This window comes from Hyphomonas sp. FCG-A18 (genome assembly GCF_045287255.1).
Taxonomy (GTDB): Bacteria; Pseudomonadota; Alphaproteobacteria; order Caulobacterales; family Hyphomonadaceae; genus Henriciella.
The window spans coordinates 702,895-719,762 of the sequence record NZ_CP137142.1; the positions used below are offsets into that span (position 1 = coordinate 702,895).

General features: G+C 54.1%; 13 protein-coding genes and 1 tRNA gene. 4 read left to right on the forward strand and 10 right to left on the reverse strand.

The features are described 5' to 3' along the window. Complete coding sequence (locus tag RYZ27_RS03455; RefSeq protein WP_406680965.1) at positions 1-1,017, forward strand: isoaspartyl peptidase/L-asparaginase family protein; 1,017 nt, start codon at positions 1-3, stop codon at positions 1,015-1,017. 1 nt (position 1,018) lies between these two features. Here the strand turns inward: RYZ27_RS03455 and RYZ27_RS03460 are convergent, their stop codons facing one another. Continuing rightward, the gene (locus RYZ27_RS03460; protein ID WP_406680966.1) at positions 1,019-1,609 is read right to left on the reverse strand and encodes a hypothetical protein; all 591 of its coding nucleotides are present in this window, start codon (positions 1,607-1,609) and stop codon (positions 1,019-1,021) included. A 437-nt stretch (positions 1,610-2,046) separates the two neighbouring features. On the opposite strand from RYZ27_RS03460, the gene ilvD reads away from it, so the two are divergent. After that, a complete protein-coding gene (gene ilvD / locus RYZ27_RS03465; RefSeq protein WP_406680967.1) occupies positions 2,047-3,774 on the forward strand; it encodes a dihydroxy-acid dehydratase in 1,728 nt (575 codons plus the stop codon). Next, the gene (locus tag RYZ27_RS03470) at positions 3,755-4,777 is read left to right on the forward strand and encodes a DUF3137 domain-containing protein (protein ID WP_406680968.1); all 1,023 of its coding nucleotides are present in this window, start codon (positions 3,755-3,757) and stop codon (positions 4,775-4,777) included. Before ilvD ends, RYZ27_RS03470 begins: the two co-directional genes overlap by 20 nt. 22 nt (positions 4,778-4,799) lie before the next feature. Here RYZ27_RS03470 and RYZ27_RS03475 read toward each other — a convergent pair whose 3' ends face one another. Further along, positions 4,800-5,651: a DUF2145 domain-containing protein gene (locus tag RYZ27_RS03475; protein ID WP_406680969.1), complete on the reverse strand. Its 852-nt coding sequence runs from the start codon at positions 5,649-5,651 to the stop codon at positions 4,800-4,802. Between the two features lie 2 nt (positions 5,652-5,653). After that, positions 5,654-6,007 (reverse strand): hypothetical protein, encoded by a 354-nt coding sequence (locus tag RYZ27_RS03480; protein ID WP_406680970.1) that lies wholly within the window; start codon positions 6,005-6,007, stop codon positions 5,654-5,656. A 273-nt stretch (positions 6,008-6,280) separates the two neighbouring features. Between RYZ27_RS03480 and RYZ27_RS03485 the strand changes: the two genes are divergently transcribed. After that, positions 6,281-6,367 (forward strand) — tRNA-Leu (locus tag RYZ27_RS03485). Positions 6,368-6,413: 46 nt separating this feature from the next. Here RYZ27_RS03485 and RYZ27_RS03490 read toward each other — a convergent pair. The 7 genes from RYZ27_RS03490 to RYZ27_RS03520 all read right to left on the reverse strand — a co-directional run bounded on the left by RYZ27_RS03490 (position 6,414) and on the right by RYZ27_RS03520 (position 16,852). Continuing rightward, the gene (locus RYZ27_RS03490; protein WP_406680971.1) at positions 6,414-7,328 is read right to left on the reverse strand and encodes an alpha/beta fold hydrolase; all 915 of its coding nucleotides are present in this window, start codon (positions 7,326-7,328) and stop codon (positions 6,414-6,416) included. Next, positions 7,328-8,623 carry a spinster family MFS transporter gene (locus tag RYZ27_RS03495; protein ID WP_406680972.1) on the reverse strand — a complete coding sequence of 432 codons (1,296 nt, stop codon included), beginning with the start codon at positions 8,621-8,623 and terminating at the stop codon, positions 7,328-7,330. The genes RYZ27_RS03490 and RYZ27_RS03495 overlap by 1 nt, the downstream gene beginning before the upstream one ends. Positions 8,624-8,637: 14 nt before the next feature. Further along, positions 8,638-10,995, reverse strand: a complete 2,358-nt coding sequence (locus RYZ27_RS03500; protein ID WP_406680973.1) for a TonB-dependent receptor — start codon at positions 10,993-10,995, stop codon at positions 8,638-8,640. A 98-nt stretch (positions 10,996-11,093) separates the two neighbouring features. Beyond that, positions 11,094-12,092 (reverse strand): helix-turn-helix domain-containing protein, encoded by a 999-nt coding sequence (locus tag RYZ27_RS03505; protein ID WP_406680974.1) that lies wholly within the window; start codon positions 12,090-12,092, stop codon positions 11,094-11,096. Positions 12,093-12,257: 165 nt separating this feature from the next. Then, the gene (locus RYZ27_RS03510) at positions 12,258-14,498 is read right to left on the reverse strand and encodes a S9 family peptidase (RefSeq protein ID WP_406680975.1); all 2,241 of its coding nucleotides are present in this window, start codon (positions 14,496-14,498) and stop codon (positions 12,258-12,260) included. A gap of 68 nt (positions 14,499-14,566) precedes the next feature. Next, positions 14,567-14,995 carry a peptide-methionine (R)-S-oxide reductase MsrB gene (gene msrB / locus RYZ27_RS03515; RefSeq protein WP_406680976.1) on the reverse strand — a complete coding sequence of 143 codons (429 nt, stop codon included), beginning with the start codon at positions 14,993-14,995 and terminating at the stop codon, positions 14,567-14,569. Between the two features lie 33 nt (positions 14,996-15,028). Further along, positions 15,029-16,852 carry a tetratricopeptide repeat protein gene (locus RYZ27_RS03520; protein ID WP_406680977.1) on the reverse strand — a complete coding sequence of 608 codons (1,824 nt, stop codon included), beginning with the start codon at positions 16,850-16,852 and terminating at the stop codon, positions 15,029-15,031. Positions 16,853-16,868: the final 16 nt, after the last annotated feature.

Here is a 16,868-nt window from a genome sequence, read left to right on the forward strand (position 1 = left end):
ATGCGGGTGATCATTGGGGCATTAGCGGTTCTTTTGACAGCCTGTGCAGGGCCATCAACAGAGACTGAACAAATGCTAGCCACACCTGAGGTGGTTGAAGCGGTGGAACGGCCTGAATGGCGCCTCGTGATCCATGGCGGGGCAGGGGTGATTACCCGTGAGCGCCTGACCGATGAGCAAGAAGCCGCTTACCGCGCTGCGCTTGAAACAGCGCTTGAGGCGGGGGCCGAGGTCTTGCGTAATGGTGGCAGTGCTGTGGATGCCGTACAGGCCGCTGTGATCCCAATGGAAGATGATCCATTGTTCAATGCCGGACATGGCGCTGTGTTTACCGCAGCAGCTGAGCATGAGCTGGATGCCTCAATCATGGATGGCCGCGACCGCAATGCTGGTGCGGTTGCTGGGGTCAAGCGTGTAAAGAACCCAATTCTGGCAGCACGGGCTGTCATGGATCAGTCCGAGCATGTCATGTTCGCAGGGGCTGGCGCGGACGCCTTTGCAGAAGATCAGGGGCTTGAGCTGGTCCCTAACTCTTATTTCGATACGGAACGCCGCCGCCAATCCCTGGAGCGCGTATTGCGTGAGCGCGCCCGTACGGATGCTGATCGACATGGCACTGTCGGTGCTGTGGCGATCGATAAAGAAGGTAATCTTGCTGCGGCCACAACGACTGGGGGCATGACCGCCAAAGCGGCAGGACGGATAGGGGACAGCCCGCTGGTTGGGGCGGCAACCTATGCGCAAAACGGTGTTTGTGCGGTCTCTGCTACCGGGCATGGAGAGTATTTCATTCGCGTTGCTGTCGCCAAAACGATTTGCGCGCGCGTTGAACTCTCCGGGGAGACAATCGGTCCAGCTGCGCAAGAAGCGTTGGATCAGGTTGCCGCCCTTGGGGGTGACGGCGGTGTGATCGTCATCGGGGGCGACGGCCAGTACGAGTATGTCTTCAACTCAAAAGGCATGTATCGCGGCATGATTGACCCCAAAGGGCACCATACCGCGATATTTGGTGACTAATTCAAGAACCAGATTGCGGTGTTTGCCAGCCCGCAACGCGATGCGCGCGTGATGAGCAGGCAGTATCAGGATTTGCGATTTTGACACTTTTGACAGGTATTAGTGTGGCTTCGCCATAGGTCCACTGCAGCGAATTCTGAGCAGAGGCTAAGTCAAATGTCATGCCTTTGATCGGAACAAGATTTGCCGCCTTGCTCGGAACCTTGCTTGGTAGATTAAGGGCGATTTGCCCTAAATAGCCAGTTTCTTCTGGTGTAACTGTAAAGGCAAGTGTCCGTTCGGATAGACAATAAGAGCGATAATATTCTCTGCTGGAATTGGTCCCGTCGAGGTTCTTTCGTTCGAAATTGCTACCTCTGAGATTATACTCAATTCGTGAAAGAGCATAATCACCAGCGGGGATTTTTGTGGCCTTCATGGTCGCGCTGTTTGCTTGCACGAAATGACGGACTGTGAACGTGTCTCCGGTAGCCGTGGCTTTTCCGTCTTCCAGTGTGACCGGCGCAAAATGCAGGATAACGCTTCTGTTTTCTTTGGCGTCTCTGTCTGAAACGCCAATATCCGTGACGATTTTAGACGTTGCTTCAGCCATAGCTAATGGCATTAGGATTAGAGCTGTGGAAGCAATAAGTGATGATCTAAGCATATTCTATCCCCGTTTTTATTATATTCTATATTTTTATTTTTTTGTGTTTTTTTTCAAGAGATTTTTTTTCATTGCTTTCTAAAATCTGCATTTCCGTTTCCGGATATGAACTCTTGGCGTCGTCTATGCGCGCGGTAGCATGGTCATTTGCGAGTAGGCTTTTGCCGTCAGCTTAAATTAAAAGCCCCAATATGTTCTGATCATTATAAGAATGGGATAGGGACGGCCAGTATGAGTATGTCTTCAACTCAAAAGGCATGTATCGCGGCATGATTGACCCAAATGGCAGTGAAACAGCGATTTTTGAGCAAGATTAGCCCCTAAATGAGGTGACAGGCGCGACTCTCGTGACTAATCCTCATCTGGAATAGAGGATATACGTTATGAGCAAAGACTGGGACAAATCCCGCCTGCCGAGCCGCCATGTTACCGAAGGTCCGGCGCGGGCGCCGCATCGTAGTTATTATTACGCGATGGGCCTCTCGACGAAGGATATCAAGAAGCCCTTCGTTGGCGTGGCGAGCTGCTGGAATGAGGCAGCCCCGTGTAATACGGCGTTGATGCGTCAGGCGCATGCGGTTTCCGAGGGCGTGAAAGCTGCTGATGGGACACCGCGCGAGTTTTGCACGATCACCGTGACGGACGGGATCGCCATGGGCCATGAGGGTATGCGCTCCTCCCTCGTAAGCCGTGACTGGATTGCTGACACAGTTGAACTGACGATACGCGGGCATTCCTATGATGCGCTGGTCGGTGTTGCAGGCTGCGATAAGTCCCTGCCTGGCATGATGATGGCCATGCTGCGTCTGAACGTGCCAAGCGTGTTCCTCTATGGCGGCTCTATCCTGCCCGGTGAGTTTGAGGGCAAGGACGTTACTGTTCTGGACGTGTTTGAGGCGGTTGGTGCGCATGCGGCAGGCTCTAATGACATGACCGAAGCCAAGCTGACCGCGCTTGAGAAGATTGCCTGTCCGGGCGACGGCGCTTGTGGTGGCCAGTTTACGGCCAACACGATGGCTTGCGTCAGTGAGGCGATTGGCCTGGCCCTGCCGCTGTCGTCAGCCTTGCCTGCGCCATACCTTGACCGCGATCAGTATGCTGTCGCGAGTGGTGAAGCGGTTATGAACCTGATCGCGAATAATATACGCCCTCGTGACCTTTGCACCCGTGAAGCGTTTGAGAATGCGGCCATCGTCGTGGCGGCCACAGGCGGGTCCACCAATGCAGCGCTTCACCTGCCAGCCATGGCACATGAGTGCGGGGTGAAATTTGAGCTGAAAGACGTTGCCGAGATCTTCGCGAAGACGCCATACATCGCGGACCTGAAGCCCGGCGGAAATTACGTCGCCAAGGATTTTGGCGAAGCGGGCGGGGTTCCGATGCTGATGAAGACCTTGCACGAGCATGGCTTTATCAATGCCGATTGCATGACGGTCTCCGGCAAAACCTGGCGTGAAATTCTTGAGGATGTGACCTGGGATCCGGACCAGAAGGTGATCTATCCAGCCGACAAGCCGCTTTCACCAACTGGCGGTGTGGTTGGTCTGTGGGGCTCGCTCGCGCCTAATGGCGCGATTGTGAAAGTTGCCGGCATGAGCAACCTGAAATTTACAGGGCCAGCCCGCGTCTTTGATGGTGAGCAGGCCTGTTTCGAAGCGGTTGAGAAGCGCGAGTATAAAGAGGGCGACGTCCTCGTGATCCGTTATGAAGGCCCGAAAGGCGGGCCTGGCATGCGTGAAATGCTCTCTACGACTGCGGCGCTCTATGGTCAGGGGATGGGCGATAAAGTCGCCCTGATTACCGATGGCCGCTTCAGCGGCGCGACACGCGGCTTCTGTATCGGCCATGTTGGTCCGGAGGCCGCTGAGGGTGGTCCGATTGGCCTGATCGAAGATGGTGACATGATCACAATTGATGCTGACAATGGCACGATTGACGTTCGCCTGACCCCGGCAGAAATGCAGGAACGCCAGCGCAATTGGAAGCCGCGCGAAACCGCTTATGGCAGTGGGACGCTGGCAAAGTTTGCCAAACTGGTTGGTCCAGCCCATCTTGGCGCGGTAACCCATGAAGGGTTTGCCGGAGAACGCCATGTCTACGCCGATATCTGACGGGACAGAAAAACCAATTGATCCACTTGTTCTGCAAGCCATGCACGGCTTGCCGGATGACTTTGCCGATTTTCCTCGGCTGTATCAGCAAGAATTGCTGCCAACCCTGCTCAGTCGTGAGGAGGAGCGCCAACTGGCCGCGAGAGAGGCAACACGCTGGACCTGGATCGGGTCGGCGGTTGGTATTGTTGGCGCTGGGTTGGCGATCCTTGCGGCGCGCGTGCCACAGCTTGCTATTGTGGCCGGGGTGATTGGCTTTGCAGTCGTGGGGGCCGGGCGCTCACGGCTGCGGAAATTCTCGCAGGAAGCAAAGACCCTGCTCGTCCAGCCCGTCGCACAGCAGTTTGATCTGGCTTTTACCGAACTTCCGGGGCCGCAGCCGACAATCAACGACCTGCATGCCAATGGCCTCGTGCCAGGTTGGGATCGTTCAGACTATGAGGATCGCATTACCGGTGTGCGCCGCGGTGTGGAGTTTGAATTCTTTGAAGCCCACCTTGAAGACAAGCGCACGACCAGAGACTCGCAAGGGCGCACACGAACGCAATGGGTCACAGTTTTTCAGGGCCAATGCCTGCGCTTTAAATTCCATAAGCGCTTTCTGGGGCGCACTCTGGTGACGCGCGATGCAGGGATCTTCAATCGCTTTGGTGGGCAACTTGGTATGGATCGCGTCAGGCTTGAATCCCCGCAATTTGAAAAGGCATTTGAAGTCTATGGCACCGATCAGGTCGAGGCGCGCTACCTGTTGACCCCGGATTTGATGCAGCGTCTTGTCGATCTTGAAAAGACGTTTCGAGGTGGGCGCCTGCGCTGTGCGTTCGTTGATGGTGAAATGCTGCTGGCGGTTGAAGGCGGCGACCTTTTTGAGCCAGGCAGCATGTTCACCCCGCTAGATAATCCTGAACGCGTTCGTGAATTGCTCGACGATTTTGCTGCCATCTTCAATTTGATCGACAGCTTTACTGATCCTGATGAGCGGTTGCGACTGGAGCGAGACTAATCCCGCTCCAGTGCTTTTGGGGCTAGCGTTTCGCGACTTGTAAGGCACCGACAGTGGTTGGTGTGATCTTGAACGTCTCATCGGCATAGCCATGATCCATCATGAACTTGGCTAGGGACGCATAGGTCACAGTCTGAATCGGCTTCCCGCGATGATCGCCAAGCTTCAGTCGACGATCGACCATAGGGCCGAACATTCGAGCCAGTGGGCCAGTTTTAACCCGGCTTGCCTCGAAATGCGCCCTGAGATTGGCTTTGATCTGAGCATAATCTGTTGTTTCCCAAATCGCGGCAGCGAGGACGTCCAGCATGAACTCGTTACAGTTCTGATAGCGGTCATCGAAAGGTGAAGCGATCAGGGAGTAGTCTGGATCATGCACCGCTTCATAGCGGCCATCTGCCATCATGGTGAGGATACGGCGTTGTATTGCCGGGGTTGGAATGATGATAGCAAGATCATCAACCGCCGAGGCACCAACAAACTCAAAAGGGAAATCATTGGCGAGGTAGGATTGAGTTTTGGGCAGCTCTTCTCCGTCCCCATGGAAAAGGTTCCAGCCAACATAGCCACGCATATGGCTGCCATCCTCGCGCTCGATCGGTTGGTATACCCAGAACCCCCCATGAGTATACTCAATGCCGTCTGGAAGTTTGTCCCGCGTGCGTCCCGTGCGGAAAACAATCGCAATCCGCGCGCCCTTTGCAGCCAGTGTCTTTTCGATGCCTTTTGAGAAGCTTGCGGCCTCTTCTGCTGTAAAGCGCTGTGTGAAGGTTGTTCCGCCAGAGCCACTGTCGGCCACTGCCGATGCGGCTGTTGTGGTGACCAGCCCTGCAAGAGCAAGGCTGGTGAGACAGGTCTTAAGTGATCGGTGCATGCTTATTGCTCCGGTGTCTCAGTTTGCGGTGCTTCAGGTACACGTGGAAGTTCAGGCAGGGGTTGTGCCATCGCAATATCCTCATCAACGACGAGGGGAGCGTTGGCGACATCCCACATGTCCCCAGCAATTTCTGTCGCGGCCTCACCGCCGCTTTGGACAGCGGCCCCGGCGAGGGCAAGCGGCACAGCGACAGCACCTAGGGCAACCTGACCGCCGGCAGCCACAACACGGCCTGAGGCGTTTGCGGAATCGCCTGTCGCTTCGGACATGTTTTGGAAACTATCGGCATTGGCGATACCGGCCAGACCAAGTGAAGTCAGTCCGATCAGGGCGAAAGTGATGGTCTTCTTCATGACGCTCTCCTTCTGTTAGTGAGCGAACGCTTATTATCCGGAGGAAATAAAATATGCAAGTGGTCACTCACAAGGAAGTGAGTATGAGATGTTCGAGAGTAATGGCATGGATCTCGGTTTAGAGGCGCGATCTGTTGCGATTGCACGAAAAAGGCCTGATTGCCTTGGGCTGAACAATGGCTCTAAAAAATTGTAAGCATGCTGAAAAATGCTTTGAATGAGTGCGCACAAGACTTGTGCTTTTGCTGCAATTGCGGTTTTGAAAGAGGCAGAGCCTCTCTGGCGGAATTGGTAGACGCGACGGATTCAAAATCCGTTTCTGGCAACAGAGTGCCGGTTCGAGTCCGGCGAGAGGTACCACTCGTTACATTCAGACAAATCTGAGCGGCAGTTTGAGGCTGCGCGCTTAGTCTATGTCCATCACAAAGGTCTCGACAGCCGCTGCATAGGCGTCAGGTTGATCATACATGACGAAGTGCAAAGCGCCGTCCATCGGTACAATATTCACATCTGGAACAGGGCTGTAGCCATCCAGGAATTGCTGCTCTGCACGGTCCATGTTCGGAATGGCAGGGTCGCGCGCGTAAAGCACTGTCAAAGGCGCGGCAAAGCCAGACATCTCATCCCGTAAGTCGGTTGTCAGCACATCGTGCATGGCTTCGGCCATCACATCGCGATCCGTCGCGAGCGACCATTGCAGGGACTTTTCCAAGGCTTCGTCAGACTTGGTGAGGGCTGCAAGGGCTTCTCTCTGGCGGATTTCGTAGACTTCATCAGGTTGCGACAGGAGCGTGCTTCTCAAAAAGGCAGCCGTTGGCGCAATGGCGTCTTCATCTGTCTCTGGATCAATCAGCACAGAAAAGAAGGGTAGGACATCAATCACCATGACTTTGTCAAAGGTCTCAGGGTGCTCAACAGTAGTGATTAAGGCAGTAAGCCCGCCCAAAGAATGTCCAATGACGGAGGGTTTAGCGCTGAGCCCTTCGGCATAGCGGTTAATCTCATTTGCCAGAGGCAACAGGACATCGGTCTCGCCATCATTTCCGGCTGCTGGCGCACCTGCAAACCCGGCGACATGGACAGAATGCAGCGTGAAACGGTCCTGAAGCTGCACAACTGTTGTTGCAAAGGTTTCAGGGTGAGAAGCAAGGCCGGGGATCAGGATGATGTCTGGCCCTTCGCCGGTTACCTCCACCGTGAAACGCGGCAAAGTTTCAGCAGCGACTTCTGTCTCGACTTCAGGGGTGGTCGGCTCGGCCTGTTCGCCTGTGCAGGCTGTCAGGATCGCAAGCGCCGAGAGGCCAGCGACAAGATGTTTCATTAGACCACCTCCGCGGCGCGGGCTGCGTCTCGAGCATAGGTTCGCGCAGACATCAGTAAGGCCAACACACTAAGCGCATTCAGGACGAGCATCCACTCAAGGGCTGATTTCAGCGGTGCGGTATTGCCACCTGCACTGAACCAATCGCTGAGCCAGCCTACTATGGTTGGGCCGCCGCCAATGCCGATCAGGGTTAAGCAAAACAGAGTGAACGCCGATGCAAAGGCCCGCATTCGAAGGCCAACCAGTTCCTGTGACGCTGTATAGGCGATGGAAGCATAGATCAGGCCAATAAAGCTGGGGACTGCATTCCAGGCATAGGCCATCATGATCGTATCAGCCTGCAGGAACATCCACGCAAAAGGCAGGGCAATTGCAGCGCAGACAGCAATCATCCATGGGCGCCAAGCCAGGTTTCCACCCGAGAGCTTGTCGCATAAGCGCCCCAGAACGATGGCACCGATACTCCCAAGTCCCCCAATTAAAAGACCCAGTGGGACCGCAATATCCCCCGGTCCAACCTCATAAGTGCGTTGAAGATGGCTTGGCGTCCAAGCTAAAAACGCGTTTGCTGAAACGCAAATCAACAAACATCCTGCTAGCATCCAGAGGTAGGAGGTTTGTCCGAAAATGAAGGCGAATGTCTCCTTCAGAGAGGAGGCTTCGCCTTCATCTTCACGTTGCTCAACTGCCCCACGTTTTGGTTCTCTGACCGTTAAATAGAGCAGGATGGCTAGTAAGATGCCTGGAATACCCGCCACGAAGAAAGCAACACGCCAACCGAAATACTCATAGACATAGCCGCCAATCGCAAAGCCTGCGAGGATGCCAAGGCCAATTCCCGCCGTATAAATGCCAAGGGCGAAGGCGCGTTCTTTTGGCCCATAAAGGTCCGAAATCATCGAGGTTGCAGGCGGTGTTCCACCGGCTTCCCCAATGCCAACCCCGATCCTTGCGGCTAGTAATTGCCAGTAATTCATGGCGAGGCCGGACAGGGCAGTCATGGCGGACCAACTGCCCAATGCCAGTGCGAGAATATTTCGCCGTGTTCCACGGTCTGCCCACATTGCGATGGGGATACCAAACACTGCGTAGACGAAGGCAAATGCAAAGCCTGTCAAAACACCGACTTGCCCGTCTGATAGCGCGAACTCAGCCTTAATCGGCTCAATCAGGATCAGCAGGATCTGGCGATCAATGTGATTGAAAGTGTAGACAAGGGTCAGAATGGCGAGGACGTAAGCACGCCCGCCAAACTGACCCCGGTCTTGGGAGGAAACCGGGGTCGTTGTCATGGCTTCAGCTTTCCTTAGTAGCGGTAGCTGGCGCCGACGGTCACTGTACGCGGGTTACCGTAGAAGGCTGTGAGCGTGCCTTCGAGGCCGAGCGTTGGCGTAAAGGTTCTTGTGCCATTTGCAGCGGTGCCAACGTTCACAAAATTATACCCGGCAACGATGTATTCTTCATCCGTCAGGTTTTTACCGTTCAGGCTGAAGGTCCAGCTGCCACCTTCTGTTTCCCATTGGATGCCCGCATCGATGAGCGTGTAGGCTTCCTGATCAAGGAACTCGTTTGGCGTTTCGAACTGGCTGGTATCCCCGCGATAGGAAACCAATGTGTTCAGGAGCAGTGTCCCATCATTATTGGCAATCGTGAACGGGGTCTCATAGGCAAGGCGTCCGCTGGCGGTCCAATCCGGTGTATTCTGGAAGACGCGCTGATCAGAAACATCATTGCCGAAAGCATCGATAAACTCATCATACTCGGCATCAATGTAACCGACGGACCAACCAAGGTTCAGCAAGTCAGAGTCATTGAACTGACCCTCAAGCAGGGTGGCATTGCCTTCAAATTCAACGCCCCAGATGGTCGCGGCCCCAGCATTGGTGGTAACACCAGTGAATGTGTCGTTGACGCCATCGCCGGTCGTATCAACACCGACTGAGCCAGGGATCTGAATGTCTGAATAGTCATTGTAGAAGGCGGCGAGTGAGTAACTCACGCGGCCATCGAGTTGGCTAGCCTTGTAGCCGACTTCGAAGCTATCGACCTCTTCAGAGTCGAATTGCATAAACTCGAACACTTCTTCAGCACTAACAGTGCCATTCTGATCCAGGTCTGGTGCTGCACTTGTCTGACCACGCGGGTCAAAGGAACCGCCTTTGAAGCCCTGTGAGTAGGTCGCGTAGACGTTTGATGTGTCGTTCAGAGCATAGCCAAGAGAGACCCGTGGGCTGAAATCATCAAAGGTTTGAGACCCGTTGAAGTCAGATGTGGTTGCGATCGCCACGCCTGAGCCGCCAAAGAAGTCAGAGAAGCCACCAACAAATGTTCGGCGGAGAACCTGGCTGGTCCGCTCGTCTTCTGTATAGCGCGCGCCAACTGTCAGCGTGAGTGCATCGGTCAGATCATAAGAGAAATCACCGAAGATCGCCCATGTTTCTGTCGCGACATCACCGAAAGTCTGGGCATTCAGGCCAGGCAAGCTGATCAGATTACCTGTATTGGCCAGAAGTACGTCAAACACGGTCGAGGCATTGGCATCGAGGTAGTAAACCCCAGCGACACCATTGAGACGATCACCATCATAGCTCAGAAGGAATTCCTGACTGAACTGGTCATTCTCATAAATGGCTGGGACATCAAGGTCGCCGCTCGGCAGGGAGTCGAAGTCGATCGGGGTTGTGCTCTCATCCTCACGATAGGCTGTGACAGATTTTAGAGAGAACGCATCATTGATCGTCCATTCCGCAACAAGCGAAGCGCCGCCACCTTCCGCGTCTTGCTCAACGACATTAAGACCCGCGCGTGTATCAAACACATCGTCCAGCACAGGCGCGCCGGAGAACTGACCTGGGATCAGGCGATGACCCTGCCGTGGCGATGACTTGTCTGTCAGATAGTCTGCTGACGCCCGCAGGTTGAAGTCCGGGGTGATATCCCATTCGGCTGAGAGACGTCCGGCAGTGATATTCTTATCGTAATTGTCGCCACCGATATTGATGTTCTCGCCGAACCCGTCGCGTTGCAGCATGGCAAAGGAGCCACCAATACGGAATGTGTCAGACAGAGGCACACCCGCGGTGAGGATCAGGTCGCGCTGATTGAAGCTACCGAGTGCGAGGTCGGCTTTAAACATTGGCTCATCGCCTAGGCCGCGGGTCACATACTTTACGGCACCACCAATCGTGTTGCGGCCATAGAGTGTCCCTTGTGGACCACGCAGAACTTCGATCCGCTCTACATCAAAGACGTCAAGGACAGCGCCTTGTGGACGGTTCAGGTAAACATCATCAATATAGATACCAACACCAGCCTCAAAACCGGCCACCGGATCTTGCTGCCCCACACCACGAATAAAAGCGGTTAGAGTTGTGTTCGTGCCGCGAGACACTTCCAAAGTGACGTTCGGGCTGATTTTCGCCACTTCGGTGAGGTCAGCAACGCCGAGGTCTTCAAGCAGATCCCCATCGAAAGCCGAAACCGAGACCGGCACGTCCAGCAGGTTTTCTTCCCGGCGTTGCGCGGTCACCAGGACCGGGCCAAACCGCCGGGCTTCATCTTCTTCAGATGCTTCTTCCTGAGCTGTGGCAACAGGCATGGCCAAGGCAAGCGCCATCGCAGACACGAGGCCAAAGCGCACTAATCCAGTGTTCTGGGCAGACATAGTTTTCCTCCGCATATATTTTTTATAGCCACGCCACACTATAGGAAGTTGTGTCACCGCCTATGACCGCACGAAACAAGTGTGGTGAACATTTTCGCTCAGGCGGCTCCATCTTGCTGTCGTGCATAAGCGGCAGGCGTCATGCCTCTCCAGCGCTTGAAGGCGCGGTTGAAGGCACGAATATCGGAATAGGCAAGGGCGTCTGTTACATACTGGATGCTATGCCCTTGAAACAGGAGAGTTTCAGCTCGTTTGAGGCGATTCTCTTGGACCAATTGGCGGAAGGATGTGCTTTCTTCGGCGAGTCGTCGCCGCAATGTGGCAACGCTGACGGACAAGCGTTCCGCGACAGTTTCCTGCTGCCAATACCCATCTTCAATGATATCGAGGGTGCGCTCAATAAACCGTTGGTCGCGATGCGCAAAACCAGTTCTTTCAAGATGATTGATGACCCGACTGAAAATCCCATCCGAGCTTAAATCCAGCTTTTCTGGTTTTGGAATGGACTGGCTGGCAAGGCGTAGGTCATAGGTCAGGCTATAGGTATCCCGCCCCGTTTGCGGCAGGCGAGGCCAGAAGTGGAGATGCGTAGTCTCTTTACTGGCTGAGGAGCGAACAATGCCTGTACGTCGTAAGGCTTTGGCCGCGAGACCGTCGCTTAAACTATCGAGCAGACAGTGAACTTTGATCTGGACGCACTCGCCAATCAAACGGACAAGGTCGGTATGTTCGCGAACCGAGTAAGGAAAATCCTGATCATCGATAATCAGCGTGATGGATTGAGCGGTCCTTGTAACGGTGTTGTAGGTGCCGCCATGCATCATGTTGAAATAGTCGGCCAGACTGGCAATGGCATCGGCCAGCGTTGTTGATTTCTTGATCTGCTCCAGTACGAATTCGCCGGTTTGGTAGGTCAGCTTACGGGTCGAAAGATGAGCCGTCAGATCATCTAAAGCGCGGGCAATATCCCGTTCAATTCGAAAGTAATCGACCAGCGGAATAATGGCATTATCTACATCGTTCTGTGTGATGTCATAGCGCGAAATGATGGTCGGTGTATCAACGCCGTCAGCTGCCGCTGTGTTCAGAAGGGGCATGATTTGCGCCAACCGAACACTCGGCTGCGACAGCGATGCGGTCCGCGTCTGGGAAGGATCGACGAGCGCGTTTTGCAAATCAGGGTCCTTGTCTGTGGAGACAGATTAGGCCTGACTATACGCGCTCGCCGGAAAACTTGAAATGGGTCAATGGTCTAAAGCGACCTAGTCCTCATTCAGTTTAAGGGTCTCAGCCTTACCGACTGCCGAGAGCGCGAAGGCATATTCAAGGGCTGTTTCTTTCAAGCCCTCGAACCGCCCAGAGGCACCACCATGGCCAGCTTCCATATTGATGCGAAGGAAGTATGGGCCCGCTTCAGGCGCCTCATAGCGCAGTTTGGCGGCCCACTTGCTGGGCTCCCAATAGGTCACGCGAGGGTCAGACAGGCCACCTGTAATCAGCATGGCTGGATAGTTCATATCCGCTGTCTGATCATATGGGCTGTAGGCCATGATCGTATCATAGTCTTCGGCGCTGGTGATTGGGTTCCCCCATTCCGGCCACTCTGGCGGGGTTAGCGGCAAGCTTTCATCCGACATCGTATTGATCACATCGACGAATGGAACCGCCGCAATGATGCCAGCAAACAGTTCGGGGTCCTGATTGACGGCTGCACCCATCAGCAAGCCACCGGCAGAACCGCCCATACCAACAATATTACCGCGGCTTGTATAGTTCTCCGCGACAAGGTGGTTACCGGCATCAACATAATCGTTGAACGTGTTGACCTTCTTTTCCAGCTTCCCATCAAGGTACCACTGATAGCCTTTTGCCATTGATCCGCGGGGGTGAGCGATGGCGTAAACCATGCCGCGATTGGCAAGGGCGAGTGGCGTCGTACGGAAGCGGGCTGATACTGTGCTACCATAAGATCCATAGCCATATAGCAGCATTGGGGCCGTGCCATCAATTGGCGTATCCTTGTGACGAAGGATGGTTACCGGGACCGTCTCTCCATCCCGAGCCGGGGCCATAATGCGGGTAACGATGTAATCGTCGGGATTGTGGCCAGACGGTACTTCACGGGTTTTGCGCAGGACGCGTTCTTGCGAAGCAACATCATAATCGTATTCCTGATCCGGGGTTGATGGAGAGGAATACTCAAACCGCATGCTGGTTGTGTCATAGTCGTAGCCCGTCGACATGGACAGGTCATAGGCCTCTTCCTCGAACGCGATGGTGTGCTCCTCACCGCTTTCGCGCTCGCGCACGACAATGCGGGGCAAACCTTCATTGCGCTCCAGACGGATTAGATGATCCTTAAGCACTTCCATACCGAGAATAAGTGTCCCGGCGCGGTGTGGGACGATTTCTGCCCAATTCTCGCGCCCGGGATTATCGACAGGAGCGGTAACAATCTTGAAGTCGACGGCGCCACCTTCATTCGTCGAAATAACGAAGTTATCTTCCCAATGATCAACGCTGTATTCCAGATCGGTTTCACGTGCGGATATGAGTTGTGGCTCTGGGTCAGTGGCATCTGCCGGGAAGAAGCGGACTTCCGATGTTGTGTGAGAACCGGATGTGACGAAGATATATTTGCCGCTTTGGGATTTGCTGACCCCGGTGAAGAAGCCTGGATCGCTTTCGCGGAAGATCTCGGTGGACGTCCCATCACCGCCCAGGGCATAGCGATGTACAGCGACCGGGCGGCCATTATCATCACGTTCCACCCAGTAGATGGCATCGCTGTTTTCGCTCCAGGTAAAAGACCCAGCTGTGCCCGTTACGACATCAGGAAGGTCTTCACCGGTCGCGAGATCACGGAATTTAATGTCGTAAACCTCAGAACCTTGATCATCATAGGCATAGGCGACCAGTTTATGGTCTGGGCTATGACCCAGGGCCCCGAAAGCAAAATAGGCTTTGCCTTCCCCCATTTTGTCGCCGTCCAAAAGGATTTCGACTTCGGCCTCTTCATTATAGGTTTCTGCTGCAGGCTTACGGGCAAAGATCGGGTACTCGCCGCCAGTGCGGAATTTGGTCAGGTAAGCGTAAGGACCGTCCACATTTGGAAGTGACTGGTCATCTTCCTTGATACGGCCGCGCATCTCTTCGAACAGTTCATCGGTCAGGCCAGCCAATGGCTCTTCGAGGCCAGCCTTGGTATAGGCGTTTTCAGCCTCTAGGTATTCGCGGATGTCCTGACGCAGAACGGTTGGGTCACGCATGACTTCCTGCCAGTTCTCATCCTTCATCCAGTGATAAGGATCGACCCGCGTGCGACCGACCTGTTCGATAGTCTCAGGGATGCGCGTCGCAGCAGGAGGGGTAAGGGAAGCAAGGTCAAACGGCACGGTCTGGCTGATCTCCGTAGAAGGTTCAGAAGGGGTTTCGCTCTGTCCGCCACAGGCTGTGAATAGGGCTACGGCGGCAGCGGACGACAGGAAGGTGGATAAACGCATGAGAGACTCCGCAATATCAAATTGCGAGCGAGCCTATCCATGTTGTTACACTTGTCCAGTGATGAGTTTTAAGTTCCTGCGACTTTGAACTTCAACACGACCCCATTGATACACCAGCGCTTCCCGGTCGGGGGTGGGCCATCCTTGAAAACATGGCCCATATGCAGGCCGCAGGTTGCGCAATGACACTCTGTACGCGGGTAGATCAGCTTGAAATCTGTCTTCGTGTCGACCGCACTTTCGCGGATCGGTTGCCAGAAGCTTGGCCAGCCTGTGCCACTGTCAAACTTATGCTCTGATGACCAGAGCGGCGTATCGCAACCGACGCAATGAAACACGCCATCACGTTTCTCCTCATTATGCTCTGAGGTGAAGGCGCGCTCTGTGCCTTCTTTCACGCCAACGCGGAACTGTTCCTCTGTCAGACGCTCGCGCCATTCGGCATTGGAGCGCGTGATCTTCTTTTCATTGCCGGGCTTGGGCATAGCAGGGATCATCAGGAACTCCTTCTTTCTGATCCCATAATATAGTTATTTTGACAGCATTTGACAGGCTGCCTGGGCGCCAAGGTTACATCCCTTGGTCAGAGCAACTACAGCGCCTGCCTCATCAGCCGTGCCGCCTATGCCCTCTCTCAAAGCGACACCATAGTTGCGACAACCATCATTATAGTTGCCGTCGCAGGCTTTTTTGAACAGGGCGCGCGCGGTCACATCATCTTTCGGTCCACCTTCGCCATTATAGTGTACCAGTCCCAGATTACTGCAGCCTTGGGCGAAGTTCAGATCGCATGACTTCTTGTAGCTTGCCCGGCCTGCGACCGGCTCAATCGAGCCACCACGACCTTTGAACTGCGAAAAGCCCAAACTGTTACACCCAGCCCCATCGCTTAGGTCACAAGACTGTTTATAGAAATTATGAGCACTTCTTAAGTCAGCTGCGCCAGCGCGACCATTCACAGCAAAGTCACCGAGATTGCGACAGGCAACACCACTCTTCAGTGAACATGCTTTCTCGTAAAATGACTTGGCAATACCGTCATTTCTGTCGCGACCGAGCCCACTTGCGTAAAGAACGCCGAGATTGTTACAGCCGCTAGCATAGTCCTTCTCACAGGCTGTCGTGTAGTCCGTATGGGCTTTGGCATAATCGATGTCTATACCGCGACCATAATGGTAGGCATATCCTGTCTGGTAACAGGCTGTCGCATCATCGCCTGCGCAGCCTTTCATATAATAGGTATGCGCCTGCGTGACATCTTTTTCGCCAACGCGGCCATCTCTCAGGAAATCACCGATATTCCGGCAGGCAATTGCATTATTTAACTCACAAGCTTTTTGATAGAGCTCGAAAGCTTTAGGATCATTCTTGGGAAAGCCTTTGCCATCGGCATGTAAAACACCGAGATTGTTGCAGCCACGTGCATTACCTGCGTCACAGGCTTTCGTATATGCCTCTATGGCTTGTGCATAATCAACGGCCTGTTCACGGCCATAATGAGCTGAATATCCAACCTGGTAACAGGATGCGGCGATGTTGAGTTCGCATCCCTTTGCGTAGGCAATGTTGCCAGCAACCATGTCTTTAGCGACACCCTTACCATCATTGTAGAGATCGCCGAGATTATCGCAGGCAAAGCCATTATTTCCATCGCAAGCTTTTTGGTAAAAGGCGCGGGCTTTGACATAATCAACATTACCCCCTTCACCGCGCTCATGCATGATGCCGCGAACATTGCATGCGCCGGCTAGGTTTTGGTCGCACGCCTTCTGATAATTGTTGGCGGCTTTTATGAAATCAATTGCCCCGCCCTCGCCGTTGCGCTGCATATAAGCAGCAGATTCACAGCCCTGCGTGTGGCTAAGGGTGCAAGATTTATTAAATGAAATCAGTGCGCTGGAGAGGTTCTTTGGTCCGCCTTGGGCATTGTACTCCATGCTGCCAAGATAGAAGCAGCCCTCTGCATTATTCCCGTTACATGCGGTTATATATGCAGCACGTGCAGCCGTATCATTTTTCTCAACACCCTTGCCATCGAAGAGCAGGTTGCCCTTGCCTTCGCAGGCGCTCGCGCCACCAAGGTTGCAACCCATGTCAAAAAAGCTGAAGGCCGTTTTGAAGTCATCGCTGTCTTCTGATGCGCTATAGATTAGACCGACATAGTTACAGGCCTCTGCATAGGACTGCGCACACGCCGACACGAAATCTTCCAGGACATTATCGATCTCACCCGCTTCGATACGCGCTTTCGCGTCTTCAAAAAGCTGTTCCGGTGTTGGGGTTTGGGCGCTTGCCGATAGTGACAGCGTCAAAAATGCCAGAGCTGTAAGGAACAGGGTGATGAAATAGCGCATGCGTGCCTCCTCTATG

What these genes read in the sequence shown, in the direction of transcription:
- RYZ27_RS03455 (WP_406680965.1), top strand. Translation starts at nt 1, where the DNA reads ATGCGGGTGATCATTGGGGCATTAGCGGTTCTTTTGACAGCCTGTGCA.
- RYZ27_RS03460 (WP_406680966.1), bottom strand. Translation starts at nt 1,609, where the DNA reads ATGGCTGAAGCAACGTCTAAAATCGTCACGGATATTGGCGTTTCAGAC.
- ilvD (WP_406680967.1), top strand. Translation starts at nt 2,047, where the DNA reads ATGAGCAAAGACTGGGACAAATCCCGCCTGCCGAGCCGCCATGTTACC.
- RYZ27_RS03470 (WP_406680968.1), top strand. Translation starts at nt 3,755, where the DNA reads ATGTCTACGCCGATATCTGACGGGACAGAAAAACCAATTGATCCACTT.
- RYZ27_RS03475 (WP_406680969.1), bottom strand. Translation starts at nt 5,651, where the DNA reads ATGCACCGATCACTTAAGACCTGTCTCACCAGCCTTGCTCTTGCAGGG.
- RYZ27_RS03480 (WP_406680970.1), bottom strand. Translation starts at nt 6,007, where the DNA reads ATGAAGAAGACCATCACTTTCGCCCTGATCGGACTGACTTCACTTGGT.
- RYZ27_RS03490 (WP_406680971.1), bottom strand. Translation starts at nt 7,328, where the DNA reads ATGAAACATCTTGTCGCTGGCCTCTCGGCGCTTGCGATCCTGACAGCC.
- RYZ27_RS03495 (WP_406680972.1), bottom strand. Translation starts at nt 8,623, where the DNA reads ATGACAACGACCCCGGTTTCCTCCCAAGACCGGGGTCAGTTTGGCGGG.
- RYZ27_RS03500 (WP_406680973.1), bottom strand. Translation starts at nt 10,995, where the DNA reads ATGTCTGCCCAGAACACTGGATTAGTGCGCTTTGGCCTCGTGTCTGCG.
- RYZ27_RS03505 (WP_406680974.1), bottom strand. Translation starts at nt 12,092, where the DNA reads ATGCCCCTTCTGAACACAGCGGCAGCTGACGGCGTTGATACACCGACC.
- RYZ27_RS03510 (WP_406680975.1), bottom strand. Translation starts at nt 14,498, where the DNA reads ATGCGTTTATCCACCTTCCTGTCGTCCGCTGCCGCCGTAGCCCTATTC.
- msrB (WP_406680976.1), bottom strand. Translation starts at nt 14,995, where the DNA reads ATGATCCCTGCTATGCCCAAGCCCGGCAATGAAAAGAAGATCACGCGC.
- RYZ27_RS03520 (WP_406680977.1), bottom strand. Translation starts at nt 16,852, where the DNA reads ATGCGCTATTTCATCACCCTGTTCCTTACAGCTCTGGCATTTTTGACG.